The organism is Cyanobium sp. Cruz-8D1 (assembly GCF_024345975.1).
Taxonomy (GTDB): Bacteria; Cyanobacteriota; Cyanobacteriia; order PCC-6307; family Cyanobiaceae; genus Cyanobium.
The window spans coordinates 11,722-26,621 of sequence record NZ_JAGQCD010000038.1 but is presented as its reverse complement, the minus strand read 5'-3'; the positions used below and the strand labels follow the sequence as shown (position 1 = coordinate 26,621).

At 67.5% G+C, this 14,900-nt stretch carries 19 protein-coding genes, 1 tRNA gene and 1 pseudogene; 5 read left to right on the top strand and 16 right to left on the bottom strand.

Annotation, left to right across the window (positions count from 1 at the left end; all coding sequences use genetic code 11):
- The 3 genes and pseudogenes from KBZ33_RS17245 to KBZ33_RS17235 all read right to left on the bottom strand — a co-directional run.
- A pseudogene (locus KBZ33_RS17245) lies at window positions 1–89 on the bottom strand (phycocyanin subunit beta); the annotation flags it as partial.
- A gap of 406 nt (window positions 90–495) precedes the next feature.
- Complete coding sequence (locus tag KBZ33_RS17240) at window positions 496–756, bottom strand: phycobilisome linker polypeptide (RefSeq protein ID WP_254952901.1); 261 nt, start codon at window positions 754–756, stop codon at window positions 496–498.
- Window positions 757–799: 43 nt separating this feature from the next.
- Window positions 800–1,645 carry a phycobilisome rod-core linker polypeptide gene (locus tag KBZ33_RS17235; RefSeq protein ID WP_254952902.1) on the bottom strand — a complete coding sequence of 282 codons (846 nt, stop codon included), beginning with the start codon at window positions 1,643–1,645 and terminating at the stop codon, window positions 800–802.
- A 284-nt stretch (window positions 1,646–1,929) separates the two neighbouring features.
- Between KBZ33_RS17235 and KBZ33_RS17230 the strand changes: the two genes are divergently transcribed.
- Window positions 1,930–2,358 carry a hypothetical protein gene (locus tag KBZ33_RS17230; RefSeq protein WP_254952903.1) on the top strand — a complete coding sequence of 143 codons (429 nt, stop codon included), beginning with the start codon at window positions 1,930–1,932 and terminating at the stop codon, window positions 2,356–2,358.
- 25 nt (window positions 2,359–2,383) lie between these two features.
- On the opposite strand, the gene KBZ33_RS17225 is transcribed toward KBZ33_RS17230, so the two are convergent.
- The 12 genes from KBZ33_RS17225 to psbB all read right to left on the bottom strand — a co-directional run bounded on the left by KBZ33_RS17225 (window position 2,384) and on the right by psbB (window position 11,462).
- Window positions 2,384–2,977 carry a chromophore lyase CpcT/CpeT gene (locus KBZ33_RS17225; RefSeq protein WP_254952905.1) on the bottom strand — a complete coding sequence of 198 codons (594 nt, stop codon included), beginning with the start codon at window positions 2,975–2,977 and terminating at the stop codon, window positions 2,384–2,386.
- Between the two features lie 9 nt (window positions 2,978–2,986).
- On the bottom strand, window positions 2,987–3,220 hold the full coding sequence (locus KBZ33_RS17220) for a hypothetical protein (protein WP_254952906.1): 234 nt from the start codon (window positions 3,218–3,220) through the stop codon (window positions 2,987–2,989).
- A gap of 31 nt (window positions 3,221–3,251) precedes the next feature.
- Window positions 3,252–3,324: transfer RNA gene (locus KBZ33_RS17215), tRNA-Phe, on the bottom strand.
- A gap of 48 nt (window positions 3,325–3,372) precedes the next feature.
- Window positions 3,373–3,846 carry a ComF family protein gene (locus KBZ33_RS17210; RefSeq protein WP_254952907.1) on the bottom strand — a complete coding sequence of 158 codons (474 nt, stop codon included), beginning with the start codon at window positions 3,844–3,846 and terminating at the stop codon, window positions 3,373–3,375.
- Window positions 3,847–4,077: 231 nt separating this feature from the next.
- Window positions 4,078–4,350 carry a DUF2470 domain-containing protein gene (locus KBZ33_RS17205; RefSeq protein ID WP_254952908.1) on the bottom strand — a complete coding sequence of 91 codons (273 nt, stop codon included), beginning with the start codon at window positions 4,348–4,350 and terminating at the stop codon, window positions 4,078–4,080.
- Between the two features lie 146 nt (window positions 4,351–4,496).
- Entirely contained in the window at window positions 4,497–5,825 is a 1,329-nt protein-coding gene (locus KBZ33_RS17200; protein ID WP_254952910.1) for an FGGY-family carbohydrate kinase, read from the bottom strand.
- Window positions 5,800–7,059 carry a methionine adenosyltransferase gene (gene metK / locus KBZ33_RS17195; RefSeq protein WP_254952911.1) on the bottom strand — a complete coding sequence of 420 codons (1,260 nt, stop codon included), beginning with the start codon at window positions 7,057–7,059 and terminating at the stop codon, window positions 5,800–5,802. Before metK ends, KBZ33_RS17200 begins: the two co-directional genes overlap by 26 nt.
- A 12-nt stretch (window positions 7,060–7,071) precedes the next feature.
- Window positions 7,072–7,935 carry an HAD family hydrolase gene (locus KBZ33_RS17190; RefSeq protein WP_254952912.1) on the bottom strand — a complete coding sequence of 288 codons (864 nt, stop codon included), beginning with the start codon at window positions 7,933–7,935 and terminating at the stop codon, window positions 7,072–7,074.
- A 25-nt stretch (window positions 7,936–7,960) separates the two neighbouring features.
- On the bottom strand, window positions 7,961–9,037 hold the full coding sequence (locus KBZ33_RS17185) for a 30S ribosomal protein S1 (protein WP_254952913.1): 1,077 nt from the start codon (window positions 9,035–9,037) through the stop codon (window positions 7,961–7,963).
- Between the two features lie 126 nt (window positions 9,038–9,163).
- A complete protein-coding gene (gene nrdR, locus KBZ33_RS17180) occupies window positions 9,164–9,649 on the bottom strand; it encodes a transcriptional regulator NrdR (RefSeq protein ID WP_254952915.1) in 486 nt (161 codons plus the stop codon).
- 133 nt (window positions 9,650–9,782) lie between these two features.
- Window positions 9,783–9,878 carry a photosystem II reaction center protein T gene (locus KBZ33_RS17175; protein WP_010314684.1) on the bottom strand — a complete coding sequence of 32 codons (96 nt, stop codon included), beginning with the start codon at window positions 9,876–9,878 and terminating at the stop codon, window positions 9,783–9,785.
- 24 nt (window positions 9,879–9,902) lie between these two features.
- On the bottom strand, window positions 9,903–11,462 hold the full coding sequence (gene psbB, locus KBZ33_RS17170) for a photosystem II chlorophyll-binding protein CP47 (protein WP_254952916.1): 1,560 nt from the start codon (window positions 11,460–11,462) through the stop codon (window positions 9,903–9,905).
- Window positions 11,463–11,654: 192 nt separating this feature from the next.
- On the opposite strand from psbB, the gene KBZ33_RS17165 reads away from it, so the two are divergent.
- Window positions 11,655–12,137, top strand: coding sequence for a 2Fe-2S iron-sulfur cluster-binding protein (locus KBZ33_RS17165; protein WP_254952917.1), 483 nt, complete (start codon window positions 11,655–11,657; stop codon window positions 12,135–12,137).
- Window positions 12,138–12,164: 27 nt separating this feature from the next.
- On the top strand, window positions 12,165–12,272 hold the full coding sequence (gene psbM / locus KBZ33_RS17160) for a photosystem II reaction center protein PsbM (RefSeq protein ID WP_015109223.1): 108 nt from the start codon (window positions 12,165–12,167) through the stop codon (window positions 12,270–12,272).
- A gap of 7 nt (window positions 12,273–12,279) precedes the next feature.
- Here psbM and KBZ33_RS17155 read toward each other — a convergent pair whose 3' ends face one another.
- Complete coding sequence (locus KBZ33_RS17155) at window positions 12,280–13,131, bottom strand: universal stress protein (protein WP_254952948.1); 852 nt, start codon at window positions 13,129–13,131, stop codon at window positions 12,280–12,282.
- Window positions 13,132–13,202: 71 nt separating this feature from the next.
- Here KBZ33_RS17155 and KBZ33_RS17150 point away from each other — a divergent pair, with 71 nt between their 5' ends.
- Window positions 13,203–13,667 (top strand): acyl-CoA thioesterase, encoded by a 465-nt coding sequence (locus KBZ33_RS17150; protein WP_254952949.1) that lies wholly within the window; start codon window positions 13,203–13,205, stop codon window positions 13,665–13,667.
- 38 nt (window positions 13,668–13,705) lie between these two features.
- Window positions 13,706–14,869, top strand: coding sequence for a DNA-processing protein DprA (locus KBZ33_RS17145; RefSeq protein ID WP_254952919.1), 1,164 nt, complete (start codon window positions 13,706–13,708; stop codon window positions 14,867–14,869).
- Window positions 14,870–14,900: the final 31 nt, after the last annotated feature.

Genomic DNA, 14,900 nt, shown 5'->3' with positions numbered 1-14,900 from the left:
ATCGACGCCAGGGCGTCGATTTGACCAGCGTTGAGGAATTCGCCGCGGGCATCAGCCTGAGCAACGACCTTGGTGAAGGCGTCGAACATTGAGTTAGCTCCTGTTCTCGACGTCGAACGTCGGGATTGGGTGGGTAAGGGGGGGAGTCTGGAGCGTCAATCCGGGGGGTGGCCTGGCTGACGTCGACTTCGTCGTTGCTTTCGATGATGGCCTGGCCTCGGCCGGGCATCGCTCCGAAAGACCTACCTATTGTTGTGCCCCGCGTCCGTGGGATGGGGGGACCTTCATAAATGGTCACTAGCGCCAGGACCCAAGCTGCTGCAACCGTTCTGATCCCCTGCCCAGGCCCCCCTGGGTTCATGCTGAACGGTTGTCCTGGCTGATGGGTGTAAGGCGCTCGTCGACGGTCCCTTGGCCATCCCAGCAAAAAGGGCCCCCTCAACGGGGACCCTCTGGTGGCTGGAGAAGCCGTTGGGGGCGAGGCGAAGCCTGGGCTCAGCCGTCGTCCCTCGCTTTGCCTTTCCCCTTGCGGGGGGCTGGCAGTTCCGAACCGCCACTGCCGGTCACGGAGACGCTGACGATCCGGCCACCCAGGGAGTGGACCAGACGCATGGTCTCGTTCATGCGGGTGAAGGGCACGTTCATGACCATGTCCGCGGTGCGGGAATAGTCGTTGTTGCTCACACCGGTGACGGTGAGGGCCACCTGGCGGGAGCTGTTGAGGCCGGTGCCTCGGGTACCTGCGGAAACCTTCATGGATTCGGTGGGGTAGGGGGAAAAGGCTGGACGTGAACCCGATTCAGTTGATCGGCGTGATGCTGGCGATGCGGCCACCTTCCCGGAGGATCTGCTGCTGGGTCTGCAGCAGCTTGCTGAAGGGAATGAAGCGCACCCGGTTGCTGCGCTTGTGCAGGCGGTAGTTGTTGAAGCCGGAGATCTCCACCCGGAAGGTGCGGCCTTCTTCGCCGGCCCCCACGCCCTGGCGGGTGACGCCATCGGTGCTGACCTTGCGGAAGACGCTGCCCCGAGCGTTGGGGCTGACCACCGGCATGGGGGATTCCGCATGCACAGAGGGATTGAGGCGGGACTGGTTCTTGAGCAGGTCGCCCCGTACCGAGGCGCCCACACCCCGGGTGAGCTGGAGCATGTAGGAGAACTGCAGGCCCTGCTGGCCAGAGGAATAGTCCCAGCCGTGCAGGTAGGGCACCACCTCTTCGCCGAAGCGGGTCTGGTACTCGGCGCTGTCGATGTAGGAATCGATCTCGGCGTCGTAGCCCTGCTCCTGCAGGATCGTGAAGTGGTGCAGCATCTCGGCCTTGTTCTGGGGAGCCCGGCCCAGAAGATGCTTGAAGTTCAGCTCGATGAAGCGATAGGGATTGCAGTTCTCGAAGAACTTGGCCTTGTAGAGGCCGCTCTTGGCCACCTGCCGGACAAACTCCCGCACGCTGAGGTAGCCGCGCTTGAAGAGGGACTCCGGACCGGAGAGCCGCTCGCTGGCCATCACATACTGGTTACCCAGCACCTGCTTGTAAACGGCACGGATCAGGGCGGCCTTGTCGTTTTCAGTGGCGTTCGTCCAATTTTCCTTGTTGCGATCGCTGGAGAAACGCTCGATGCCCAGATAGGCAGCGTTGGCAAGTGTCATGAGCGTGGGGGCCGGGGGAGAAACGATGGGTAGAAGGTCGGAGTGCAGCGCAATTCGCCACTGCGGATCTGCAGAAGCCTTCAAGGACGGCTGCAGGAAACGTCCCGATCATGGGCTGCAAGCCGGATCCTATGGGCCTGTCCGCACGCCACGACAGGGTTTTCAGAATCGTTACAAACCCCCCGACCGGCGCTGCCCCCGCCCGTCCGGGCCGACCCCGGCGTTGTGCCCCCTGGCGGACTGGCCCCACACCGATACCATCCGGCCATCATCCCGGTGCCGTCATGACTGCTGTTGTGCCCCTACCCGAGGACGCTTCCCTGCGGTTGGCCGACCAGCTTCAGGTCCTGTCCCAGGTTGCCGAAGCACTCACCTACCGCCTGCTGGAGCTTGAGGAACGGCTCGAAGGCCAGCAGGATCGGATCGGCGAACAGCTGCAGGAGGCTGCCGGTCTGGAGGCGGCCCATGGGGTGGCGATGGACCAGCGGCTAGACGACACCGAAGAGCGCCTGGCCAGGATTGAGGCGGCTTTGAGGGGTCTGGATCGGACCGGGGCCTCCCGCCATCTGCAGGCGGTTCAGCCGCCGGCGCTGCAGCAGGAACTGCCGGGCTCCCTGATTGAGGAGCAAGGCTTCGATCTGGGCCCGGAGGACACCGACCCCTTTCTTGACGAGGGCGAGCAGCCCTTCATGGACGAGTTGATCGCTGGCTGACCCGGCCCCCGGGTCTGATGAAGCGTCAGCTGTCCAGCCAGGAGGAGGGAATGTCGCTGCGGTAGTCGTCGGTGCGCTCGAATTCGAAGGGACCGGCCAACGATCCCCACAGCTGCTCATGGGTGGCCGGATCATGGCCCCGATCGATGGTGCGCATGCCCCGGGGGTTGATCTCAAAGCTGCTGACAAGATAGGCGAGGCTGCCCTTGCGCTCCACGAGGCAACGGCAACCGGGTTCCACCGCGCCGATGAAGCCTTCGCCCGCCTCCTGCACCACATAGGTGCAGCCTTCGAGGGGGAGCAGGTCGGCGGCCTCGATCTGCTGGCGTCGGCCTGCATCGTCGATGGCGCCCCAGAAACGTTTCTCCTCGCGCAGGGCCTGGTTGTGGATGATCAGCTCGCCGTCGCGCTGCTCGGCCCGGAGCACGCGGATCCGGTACGGCGTCCCTGGCGAAATGGCGTAGGTCTGCTCGAGCAGCAGGGAGCCCTTAGCCAGCTGGGGCAGCGGCCGGAACTTAACCAGGATGTGGGCGTAAAGGGGAGGGTTGTCGAAGGCCTGGGCCTGGTTGCTGAAGCCAGCACTCAGCTGCTGGATGAGGCGGGCCAGGGAGCTGCTCATGGGCGCCACCTAGAGGTCCAGCAGGCGGATCCTGAACGCACCCACCTGGCGAGCCGTGGCTGGATCGCTGAGGGCGAAGGGGTGGTCGGCCACATTGCCGAGGATGGCTTCGAGCTTCTCGGCCGCCGAGAGTCCGTGGGACGGATCTCGGCGGCTATGGGCCTGCCAGGCTTCGTCGAACGCCTGGGCAAAGCTGTCGGCGTTGTTGAAGATCTGGCTGGAGGTCGAAGGCGGCTGGGGCATGGTGTTGGGCTGCAGCGCAGTCCGCACGCAATGCCAGGACCCAGATTTGAACTGGGGACACGGCGATTTTCAGTCGCCTGCTCTACCAACTGAGCTATCCCGGCCCGTCGCCGAAGCGACGATGCGATCTTAGATCACAGCGCGCTGCCGGATCAGCCTGAGGGGGTGCGGGCCTTGGCGGCGCGGGCGCTGGGGGTGCGGGCCAGACAGACCATCCCCACCACAGGCCAGCCAAGCGTTTCCAGGGCCAGGGCGGCGCTGCATCCGGTGGCGCCGCTGGTGAGGATGTCGTCGACGATCAGGATCGGCCGGCCCGTGGCCTCGCCAGGCCGGGGTCTGCGGCGGCAGCGGAAGGCACCGTCCTGGTTGGCCAGGCGCATGGCCCGCTTGAGGTGATGCTGGCCGAGCACCGGCCGCGACCGTTCCAGCAGATCGCCCTGGCGGTAGTCCAGCTGGCGCACGAGCTGGCGGCACACCAGATCGGGCAGGGGGTTGCCGCTCCGTTTCCAGCTCGGCACCGGCACCAGCAGCGGTCGCCGCCGCCACTGGGGCAGCCCCTCCGCCATCACCCGCACCAGGGCACCGACCTTGGCGTCCTCAGGCCGCTGCCGCAAACCGAGCAGCAACCGCCGCAGCTCTCCGTCGTAGGACCCGGCGGCCCACCACAGCAGGGGCTCGTTGCCCCGCTCGCCCCCGGCCGGCAGGGGGAGCTGGCGGCGGCAGTCGGGGCAGGGGGCTCCGGCGCCGTGCTGAGGCGGCTGCAGGCCGCGACACAGGGGGCAGGGGGTGGCGGCGATCCAGTCGAGGGGAAGCCGGATCAGGCGTGCGAGGAGGGTCAGGGGTCTGGCGCCGCTGCTTCAAGCCTTCCCGGGCAGCGACCGCAGCATGGCCACCAGGGTGCGGTGGGCGTCTTCGCTATCGGAGAGGGCGTGGTCGAAGGGCACCTCCACGGGGGCGCCATCCACCTCCAGGCGCATGGCCAGGGGCTCGACGGCCAGCAGGCGGGCCTCCACGGCTTCGGTGCAGCCGCCGAAGTGACGGGCATAGGCCAGGACGGCCTCCGCATGGTCATCGTTCATGTGCCTGCAGATGCGGTCGCTCACTGCGGCGGAGAGGGGGTCGGCGGCCATGGGGTCGGTGCGGTTGGGGGGATTCTGGGCTCAGGCGCCGGCGTACCGCTGCCAGAGCAGCAGGCACAGCCGTACACCGCTGAAGCCCACAAAGCCCGCCAGCACGACGAACAGCGCCATGGAGAGGATCGAGCTGAGGCGTTCGTTCATGGGCGTAGGGGGGTGGATTCGATCTCCATCCTGAAGCTGGCCCTGGCCAGCAGGGCCATGCCCAGGGCCGCCGTGCGTTTCGGTCGGTTCAGCACCGGGATCCCGAGGGCGCGCGACCGCATGGACCGCCACTGGCTGTTGCGGGCGCCGCCACCAAGGCTGATCACCCGCCGCAGGGCCGGTGCCCCCAGCTGTCGCAGCCGTTGCCAGCCCGCCGCTTCGATGGCGGTGAGGCCCTCAAGCAGGGCCTGCAGGTAGCGGGCATCGCTGACGGGCCTCGGCTCCAGGATCGGCTCCAGCTCCGGATCGTCCACGGGAAAACGTTCCCCTTGGCGGCTCAGGGGGAGCAGGTGGAGCTCCGTCGGGCGGTCCGGAGCGATCTGGCGGCTCAGTTCTGCGATCCGTTCGTCGTCGAAGAAGTGGCGGAGGACGCCGGCGCCGGCATTGGAGGCGCCCCCCACCAGCCAGCGGCCGGCCACCCGGTGGTTGCTGAGGACGGCACCGGCCAGGGGGGCCGCCACGAACTGCTTCAGCACCAGGGTGGTGCCCAGCACGGCGATGCCATCGCCGGCCTGGGGGTCGGCGGCCAGCACGGCGGCATTGGCATCGGTGCTGCCCGCCACCACCTGGCAATCCCCAGGCAGGCCCAGGCACGCCGCCACCGCTGGAGCGAGTGGGCCCAGCAGGCTGCCGCTGGATCGGATCCGGGGCAGCGCCCCCACGCCCAGTGCTGCGGCCACACCAGGGAGCCAGTCTCCCTGCTCCAGGTTCCAGCCCAGGCGCAGGTTGTTGCCCTCCTCGCCCCAGCGCCAGTCGTCCAGCAGCCAGCCCATCAGCCAGTCGGCCTGATGGCGCAGCAGCAGGACCGGCCCCAGCCCCGCTTCCCTGGCCAGGGCCAGCAGCCGCAGGGCCCTGGCCAGGCTGCTGCTGGGGCTGGCGGCCGGATGGCTGGGGGCGCCGCCGGACGCCGGGCCCAGAAGCGCGGTGATGGCTCCGGACTGTTCCGCACAGGCCAAGTGGTATGGGAGGGCCTGCGCCAGGGGCGGCGGCAGCAGGCGGCCATCGGCCCTGCAGGCCAGCAGGGTGCCGGAGGTGCCATCGATGGCGATGGCACGCGCCCGGCGGCGGATCCCTTCGGGAACGGTGGCCAGAAGCTCAATCAGCCCCTGCCGCCAGGCGCCAGGTTCTTCCAGGCGGCCGGGGTAGGGGGATTGGCGGCTCAGCAGGGGATCGTCGGGTTGGCCGCCGGCCGCCCCGACTTCCGCCAGAACGGCCAGGCGCAGGCCACTGCTGCCGAGGTCAACCCCCAGATACAGCGCTGACACGGCTCGCCGTGGCTTGCTTCAAGGTGGCGGCGATGGTGGTGACGTCCTCCCAGGGGAGGTCGAGATCCTTGCGGCCGAAGTGGCCGTAGGCCGCGACATCCTGATAGAAGCGCCCTCCCCGCTGCTGGGGCAGTTCCCGCAGACCGAAGGCCTCGATGATCGCGCCGGGCCGCAGGTCGAAATGTTCCTGCACCAGGGCGGTGAGGTCGGCATTGTCGAGGGCGCCAGTGCCGAAGCTCTCCACCAGGATGCTCACGGGCCGGGCCACGCCGATCGCGTAGCTGAGCTGCACCTCGGCCCTGCGGGCCAGGCCAGCCGCCACCAGGGCCTTGGCCACGTAACGGGCCGCATAGGCGGCGGAGCGGTCCACCTTGGTGGGGTCCTTGCCGGAGAAGGCACCACCGCCGTGGCGGGCATAGCCGCCGTAGGTGTCGACGATGATCTTGCGTCCCGTCAGCCCTGCGTCGCCCTGGGGGCCGCCCACCACGAACTTGCCGGTGGGGTTGACGTAGAACCGGGTGCCCTCCCGGCTGGGTTTCAGGGGCAGATCGGCGGTGGCGGGGAGCACCACGTGCGTCCAGAGGTCGTCCTTGATCCGCTGCTGCACGGCCTTCTCATCGCTGATGCCTTCCACCTCGGCCGTGTGCTGGGTGGAGATGAGGATCGTGTCGATCGCCACGGGGCGGTCGTTCTCGTAGACCACGCTCACCTGGGTCTTGCCATCGGGGAGCAGGTAGCCGAGGCTGCCGTCGTGGCGCACCTGGGCCAGCCGCAGGGCCAGCCGGTGGGCCAGGCTGATGGGCAGGGGCATCCGCTCCGGAGTTTCGTCGCAGGCGTAGCCGAACATGATGCCCTGGTCGCCGGCGCCCACCTTGTCGAGGGGGTCACCGTCGTGGTCGTCGGCCTCATCCACGCCCTGGGCGATGTCCGGCGATTGCTGATCCAGGGCGATCAGCACGGCGCAGCTCCTGGCATCGAAGCCACCGGCGCGGGCACCGCTGTAGCCGATCTGTTCGATCACCCCCCGCACCAGGGTGTTGAAGTCGACCCGCGCGTTGGTGGTGACTTCCCCGGTGATCAGGCAGAGGCCGGTGTTCACCACGGTCTCGCAGGCCACACGGCTGGAGGGATCCTGGGCCAGCAGCGCATCCAGCACGGCATCGCTGATCTGATCGCAGATCTTGTCGGGGTGGCCTTCCGTCACCGATTCCGAGGTGAAGACGAAACGGCTCATAGGGGGGTGGGATCAATCAATGGGTGAGTTTATTCCCAGCGGTTGGCTGGTCCCGCCAGACATGGACGGAGCAGCCAGCGGCAATGTGACTTCAGCTACAACGGCAAGCTCCCGCCAGTGATCCAGCTGCAGGAAGGAGTCATCCAGATCCACCGGCCGCCGCCAGCCGGCCCGGTAGCCCAGCACCACCGGCACCCCGGCGGCGCGGGCCATGCGCAGGTCGCTGTTGGCGTCGCCGATCAGGGCGCAGCTCTCGATGGCCACGCCCAGTTCACCGCAGAGACCGTGGACGGCGGCGGGATCCGGCTTGCGGGGCTGATGTTCCGCGCTCCAGATGGCCTGCACGTAGGCCGCCAGATCATGGGCAGCCAGGAAGGCTTCGATACCGTCGACATGGTCATTGCTGATCACGGCGCAGCGCACCCCCGCCTGCCGCAGGGCCTCCAGCAGGGGCCGCAGGCCGGCGGTGGGTGCCGGGCGCCGTTCGCTCCCCTGGCCGTGCAGGGCGTCGGTGCGGGCGAACACCGTTTCGGCCATGGCCATGGCCTCGGGCCAGCCCAGGCCCACCTGCACCAGGGCGGTGGCGGTGGCCACCAGGTTGTGGTCGCGGCTGGCCACCGCCATGGTGCCGGCGGGCTGGAGGCCTTCGGTGGAAACGCCATAGGCGCGGTGGAGCAGCTCGCCCAGGTCCCGGTGACGTTCCGGGGCGCTGGCGGCCAGATCAGCCAGGGCCAGACAATGAAAAACCCTGGCCTGGGCCAGGGCCACGAGCATGGGCTCGCTGTGGCTGATGGTGCCGTCCTTGTCGAACAGCACCGCCTCCAGTTGACGATCCCCGCAGGCAAGGGGTATGCCCCGCAACGACAGAAGCACCATCGTCAGAGGGCCGGAGCCAGGGGGGTCATTCGAGCGAAACGCCCATGGGTTCGCTGTCCTCGGCCTGCTCAAGCAGCATCTGCTTATAACGAGCGGCCATTTCCTCGGCCTTGTCGAACACCTTCTGGGGATCGGTCAGCATGTCGCCGGGCTCAGGCTCAAGGGCCTTGGTGGACAGGGAAATCCGGCCCCTCTCGGCGTCGAGATCGATGATCATCACCTTCATCTGATCGTTGACATTGAGCACGGTGTGGGGCGTTTCGATGTGCTCGTGGCTGATCTCGGAGATGTGCAGCAGACCACTGACACCACCGATGTCGATGAAGGCGCCGTAGGGCTTGATGCCCCGGACGGTACCCAGCACCACCTCGCCCACCTCGAGGCGATTCATCTTGCGCTCCACCAGGGCACGACGATGGCTCAGCACCAGGCGGTTGCGCTCCTCGTCCACCTCCAGGAACTTGAGGGGGAGGAAGTCGGCCACGAGCTCCTCCTTGGCCTTGCGGGTGCTGATGTGGCTGCCGGGGATGAAGCCCCGCAGGCCTTCCACCCGCACCAGGGCACCACCGCGGTTGGTGGCAAACACCTCGCTATAGATGGTGGCGTCTTCCTTCTGCAGCTGGCGCACCCGCTCCCAGGCGCGCTGGTACTCGATGCGGCGCACCGAAAGGGTGAGCTGGCCGTCCTCGTTCTCCTCGCTGAGGATGAAGAATTCGCGAACCTCCCCGGGCTCGAGCACGTCGGAAAGATGCTCGACTCGGTTGATCGACACCTCCTGCAGGGGCATGAAGGCGGCGGTCTTGGCGCCGATGTCGATCATGGCGCCCTTCGATTCAAGGGCGAACACGGTGCCGTTGACGACGTCGCCCGGCTTGAAGTTGTAGTCGTACTTGCTGAGCAGGGCCGCGAACTCATCCAGCGTGAAGCCCACGCCGTCACCATCCCGGGCGCTGACCCTGCTGCTGGAGTCGTCGGCGCTGGGAACCTCTTCCGGAATGGCCAGATCGAGATCCTCTGTGGTCTCAATGACGGCGGCCTCCTCGCTGCTGATCGGCGTGAGGGCCTCGAGGGTGTCGGCTTCGGAAGAAGGAGTGAGGGTCATGGAGCTGGGACGGTCTGCCGGTGGCAGTGCGAAGGAACGAGGTGACTGCCCGCCTGCAGCGCACACTCGATCGATCACTCTATCAATGGGCCGGCTGAAGCCTCTGTCGGCTGCGTCCCATCGGCCTCAACCGACCACCACCAGCCGGTTCTTGGTTTTGCCCCGGTTCCCCAGGCCTTCCAGGGTGGCCACGAAATCGCTGACGCCCTGGAACTGGCGGTAGACGGAGGCGAAGCGCACGTAGGCGACTTCGCTCATCTCGCGCAGGCGCTGCAGCACCAGCTCACCGATCTCATTGCTGCTCACTTCGCGTCCGGCCCGCTGCTGCAGGACCAGTTCGATGTCGTCGACAACGGCCTCGAGCCGGGCCGGTTCCAGGCCGGTCTTTTCGCAGGCCCTCAGCAGACCGTGCAGCAGTTTGCTGCGATTGAAGGTTTCCCTGCTGCTGTTGCGCTTCACCACGGTGATCGGAACAGTCTCGACCCTTTCGTAGGTGGTGAAGCGAAAATCACAGTTGAGGCACTCCCTGCGCCGCCGCACGCTGCGCCCGGAATCGGCAGCCCTTGATTCCAGAACACGACTATCGGTGTGTTGGCAGGAGGGACATTGCATCCCTGGGCACGCTTCCAAGTAGTCGGAGTGTAAACAGGTACGCGCACAAAGAGAAGGGGTTGCCATCAAGGTGGGGCCCCAGACAAGAAAAAACCCCTGGTTTCCCAGGGGTTGGATCAATCCAAAAGCGTGGTCACTTGCCGATTTTCGGGGGATCGCGGAAGGCGATCGCGAAAAAGAGCGTGGAGATGGCCAGGGCCAGGATCAGGATGTAGGCGAAGCTCTCCATGGGAATCCTCGGGGGGGCTGGCGGTCAGCTGAGGGGGGAGCCGGCCGGGGGCACGAAGCCCTCTGGCAGGCGTCGGGTGGAACGGTCGCCCAGCTTGGCGAACAGACCGAATTCCACTTGCTCGCCGAGATCGGGGTCGATACCGGCGAAGACATCACGGTAGAGGGTGCGGGCACCGTGCCAGATGTGGCCGAAGAAGAAGAGCAGGGCGAAGCAGGCATGGCCGAAGGTGAACCAGCCGCGGGGCGAACTGCGGAAGGTGCCGTCGGAATGGTAAGTCTCACGGTCAAACTCGAAGGCCTCGCCAAGCTGGGCCTTGCGGGCCAGTCGCTTGACGTCGGCGGGATCGGTGAACGTCTGACCGTTGAGGGCACCGCCATAGACGGTGGCCGTCACGCCCTGCTGCTCAAAGGAGTACTTCGCCTCGGCACGCCGGAAGGGGATGTCGGCGCGGACGATGCCCTGATCGTCTTGGAGGACCACCGGGAAGTTCTCGAAGAAGTTGGGCAGGCGACGGACCTCAAGGTCATGGCCTTGCTTGTCGGTGAAGGAGATGTGCCCGATCCAGGAGGTGGGCAGGCCGTCACCGTTGATCATCGGGCCAACGCGGAACAGGCCACCCTTGGCGGGGCTGTTGCCCACATAGTCGTAGAAGGCGAGCTTCTCGGGAATGGCCGCGAAGGCCTCTTCCTTGGTGGCGCCGTTGTCCATGGCGGTCTGGACGCGACGGTTGATCTCCGTCTTGAAGTAGTTCTGATCCCACTGGTAGCGGGTGGGGCCGAACAGTTCCACCGGTGTGGCGGCCGAGCCGTACCACATGGTTCCGGCCACGATGAAGGCCGCGAAGAACACCGCCGCGATGGCGCTGGCCAGCACCGTCTCGATGTTGCCCATGCGAAGCGCCTTGTAGAGGCGCTCCGGCGGACGGGTGGTGATGTGGAAGATGCCGGCGATGATGCCGACGATTCCGGCGGCGATGTGGTGCGCCACGATCCCTCCTGGGTTGAAGGGGTTGAAGCCTTCAGGTCCCCAGGAGGGTTGCACCGCTTCGAGGTGGCCCGTGAGGCTGTACGGATCCGAGATCCACATCCCCGGTCCGAAGACGCCGGTGAGGTGGAAGGCTCCGAAGCCGAAGCAGCCCAAGCCGGCCAGGAGCAGGTGGATGCCGAAGATCTTGGGGAGGTCAAGGGCTGGCTCCCCGGAGCGGGGGTCCTGCCAGATCTCGAGATCCCAGTAGGTCCAGTGCCAGATGGCGGCAAGGAAGAGCAGGCCACTGAAGATGATGTGGGCCGCAGCCACGCCTTCGAAGCTCCAGAAGCCGGGGTCGACGCCGGTTTCACCGGTGACACTCCAGCCCCCCCAGCTGCCTGTCACGCCCAGGCGGGCCATGAAGGGCATGACGAACATGCCCTGGCGCCACATGGGGTTGAGGACCTGGTCGGAGGGGTCGAAGATCGCAAGCTCATAGAGCGCCATGGAGCCGGCCCAGCCGGCTACCAGGGCGGTGTGCATGAGGTGCACGGCCAGCAGTCGGCCCGGGTCGTTGATGACGACCGTGTGCACCCGGTACCAGGGCAATCCCATTGGGGGGTCAGGTCTGGGTTGACAGTTGCCGAAGCCGATCGCCGGGGCGATGGCGGCTAAGGAGACGCTCGGTGATTACCGATCCGTGCTGGCGATGGTAAAGGTTGCGGGCAACGCCACGGGGCCCAGGTAACGGACCGCAACGGCGCGATCCAGAATGGGAGCCCATTCGTCCCCCGAGAGGCTGCCGCCATGCCCGTGATCCGGTTCGTGCGTGAGCAGCGGGACGTGGAGTGCTACCCGGGTGAGAACCTCCGCGAGGTGGCCCTGCGCGAAGGCATTGAGCTCTATGGCCTCAAGGGTCGCCTGGGCAACTGTGGTGGCTGCGGCCAGTGCATCACCTGCTTTGTGGAGGTTGTGGAGGGAGGCGCGGACAACGCCCTCACCGAGCTGACGTCGGTGGAACTGCTGAAGCTGAAACGGCGCCCCCAGACCTGGCGGCTGGCCTGCCAGGCCCTGGTCGAGAAATCGGTGATGGTGCTCACCAAACCCCAGGTGGGACTTGGCGACCGGGAGAGCGAATTGATCCGGGCCCGCTCCCTGCCCCTGCCGGAGGGCCCCACCGCCTGGCCCGAGCCCCCCGCGGCACCGCAGCAGGAGGATTCTCCAGAGGGAGTGTCGGCTCCATCCACAACGAGCGATGAAGGGGGCGTCCTTCCTGCCGATGGGCGGTGATACGTTCTCAGAACCTCTCCAGCAGTCATGGAAACCAACGATCTCGGCTTCGTTGCCAGCCTTCTGTTCGTTCTGGTTCCCGCCGTCTTCCTGATCATTCTTTACATCCAGACGAACAGCCGCCAGGGCGGCTGACCCGGGTTCAGCGGGCCCGCGCCTCCGGCTCCCGCACCAGCAGCACCGGAGCCGGAGCATGCACACGGATGTAGTCGCTCACCGAGCTGCCCAGAAGCTTGTCGAGATCCACCAGGGCTCTGGCCACGAGTGGCCTGCGGTCCTGGGAGGCGATCACCACCAGATCCGCTTTGACGTCCTCGGCGGTGGTGCACACACCGCGGGCTATGTCACCCGTGCGATGCAGTCCCTTCATCTCCACACCGAAGCTGCGCGCCCGCTGGATCGCCTTCAGCAGCACGTCGTCGCCGGGGGTGCGCCCTCCCCGTGAGGGTGTGATGTCCTGACGGGACACGTGCACGCCGGTGAGGCTGCCGCCAGGGATGCCCTGCACCAGCTCACAGGCCAGCCTCAGGGCGTCATCGCCCACACCGGTGCCGTCGATGGCCACCAGGACCCGGTTGATGGCCTTCACGTAAAGGTCGTCGCGGACCAGCAGCATGGGCCGGGTCGACAGCTGGAAGACGTACTGGCTGGTGCTGTTGCCCAGGATCGACTGCAGCCTGCCCAGGCCCCGCGATCCCATCACGATCAGATCGGCCTCCAGCTCATCGGCCACCTTCAGCACGGTCAGCTTGGTATCGCCTTCGCGCACCACGGTGTTGACTTCGGCTGGGGTCAGGCCGAGTCGCTCGATGGCCTCCTTGACCAGAATTTCGGCCTGCTGGCGATGGGCTTCCAGATCGAGCCCCCCCTGCTCGGGAATCACGTGCAGAAGGTTGATCCGGGCCTGTCGGCAGGGGGGGATATCGCGCAGGAGGCGGACCATCTCCTCGACATGGCCCTTGCCGGAATCGGCGATCAGCAGGTTGCGGAACACGGACATCAAAATGGCTCGGCATCAGCCTATGGCTGATCCCCTTTCCGCACTCTCCCGTGGTGAAGACCGTGATGCAGCGTCCGGAGCAGGTGTGGTGGCGACTGCAGCGGCGGGTGCTGCCCCAGCACACCGACCATGCCGGGGTGATGTGGCACGGGGCCTATCTGGCCTGGCTGGAGGAGGCCCGGGTCGAGGCCCTGGCCGAGGCCGGCGTGGCCTACAGCGCCCTCTCCGCCCGGGGGCTGGAGCTGCCGGTGGTGGGCCTGCGCATCGATTACCGCCAGGCCCTGCTCCATGGCGACGGCGTCGAGATCCGTAGCCAGGTGCTGCCGCGGCTGGGATTGAAGCTCCCCTGGCTCAGCCACTTCATCCGCCCCGATGGGGCCGTGGCGGCCGAAGCCTGCGTCGATCTGGTGTTGGTGGAGCTCGCCAGTGGCCCCTCGCGGCGACGCTTGCTGCGGCGGTTGCCGGAGGATCTGGAGCAGGCCCTGGCCATCCTGCGGTCGGGACCGCCCGGGAACGCCCATCGTCCATAGTACGCTTGTACTGCTGTTATGGCCGTGGGGCGCTGCGGATGGGAGATCTGGTGCAGGGTTCTTTCCCCCGCCAAGGGGCCCCTATCTGGGGTCGGCAGCGGCGCCTTTGGTGGCTGCTCTGGAGCCGCTGCCCGGGGCTCGGCTGGCAGCGGCTGCGGTCCCTCGAGGCCTGCTGTGGCGGGCTGGCCGGAGCCTGGGACGCTTCTGCCGATGAACTGGCGGAGGTGCCAGGTCTGGGGCGTGGGCTGGTGGCGGCGGTGGAGCGGTTTCGCCATGGCTGGGGCCCCCGGCCCCTGGAGGCCTTTGCACCGCGATGCCGCTTTGGCCGTGGGGTGCTGGTGCCGGGGGATCGGAGCTGGCCGGCTGGCCTGCGGGAGCTGCAGCGGCCTCCCCTGCAGCTCTGCTGGCGAGGGCGGGGCAGCCTCTGGCCCCATCTGGGCCATGGCCGCTCGGTAGCCGTGGTGGGTACGCGCCGTCCATCCCTGCATGGTCTCTCGATGGCCCGCGCCATCGGCGCCGCCCTGGCAGAGGCGGGCTGGCCCGTGCTGAGTGGTCTGGCCGAAGGCATCGATGGGGCTGTCCATGGGGGGTGTCTGGCGGCCGGGGGGGCCCCTGTCGGGGTGCTGGGCACACCGCTGGGCCGGGCCTACCCCCTCCACCACGCGGCGCTGCAAAACCAGGTGGCCCGTGAGGGCCTGCTCGTGAGCGAGCTGGCCGAGGGTGGCAGGGTCCGGCCGGGCAGCTTCGTCGCCCGCAACCGCCTGCTGGTGGCCATGGCGGCGGCCGTGGTGGTGGTGGAGTGCCCGGTGGCCAGCGGGGCGCTGCATTCGGCTGAGCTGGCCTGGCAGCAGGGGCTGCCGCTCTGGGTGGTGCCGGCCGATGCTGGCCGCGCCTCGGCCCTGGGCAGCAACCGGTTGCTGGCCAGGGGCGCCACCCCGCTGCTCCTTCCCGCCGACCTGATCGGCCAGCTGGGCAGGGGCCCCCTGGCCCGGCGGTCCCCCGCCGCCGACCCTGCTCCGGCCAGGGGGTGTCAGGGGGCGGAGGCTGAGGGGTTGCTGGCGGCGGTGGGCGGCGGCGCCAGCCTTGAGCAGCTGAGCCTGGCCCTCGACCGCCCCATGGCCGAGCTGATGCCCCGGCTTCTGGAGCTGGAGCTGGACGGGTTGCTGCGGGCCGAGGCCGGCCTCTGCTGGCGCCCCTGCTGAGGCCGCTCCTGCTCAGATCGGCCCTGCTGAT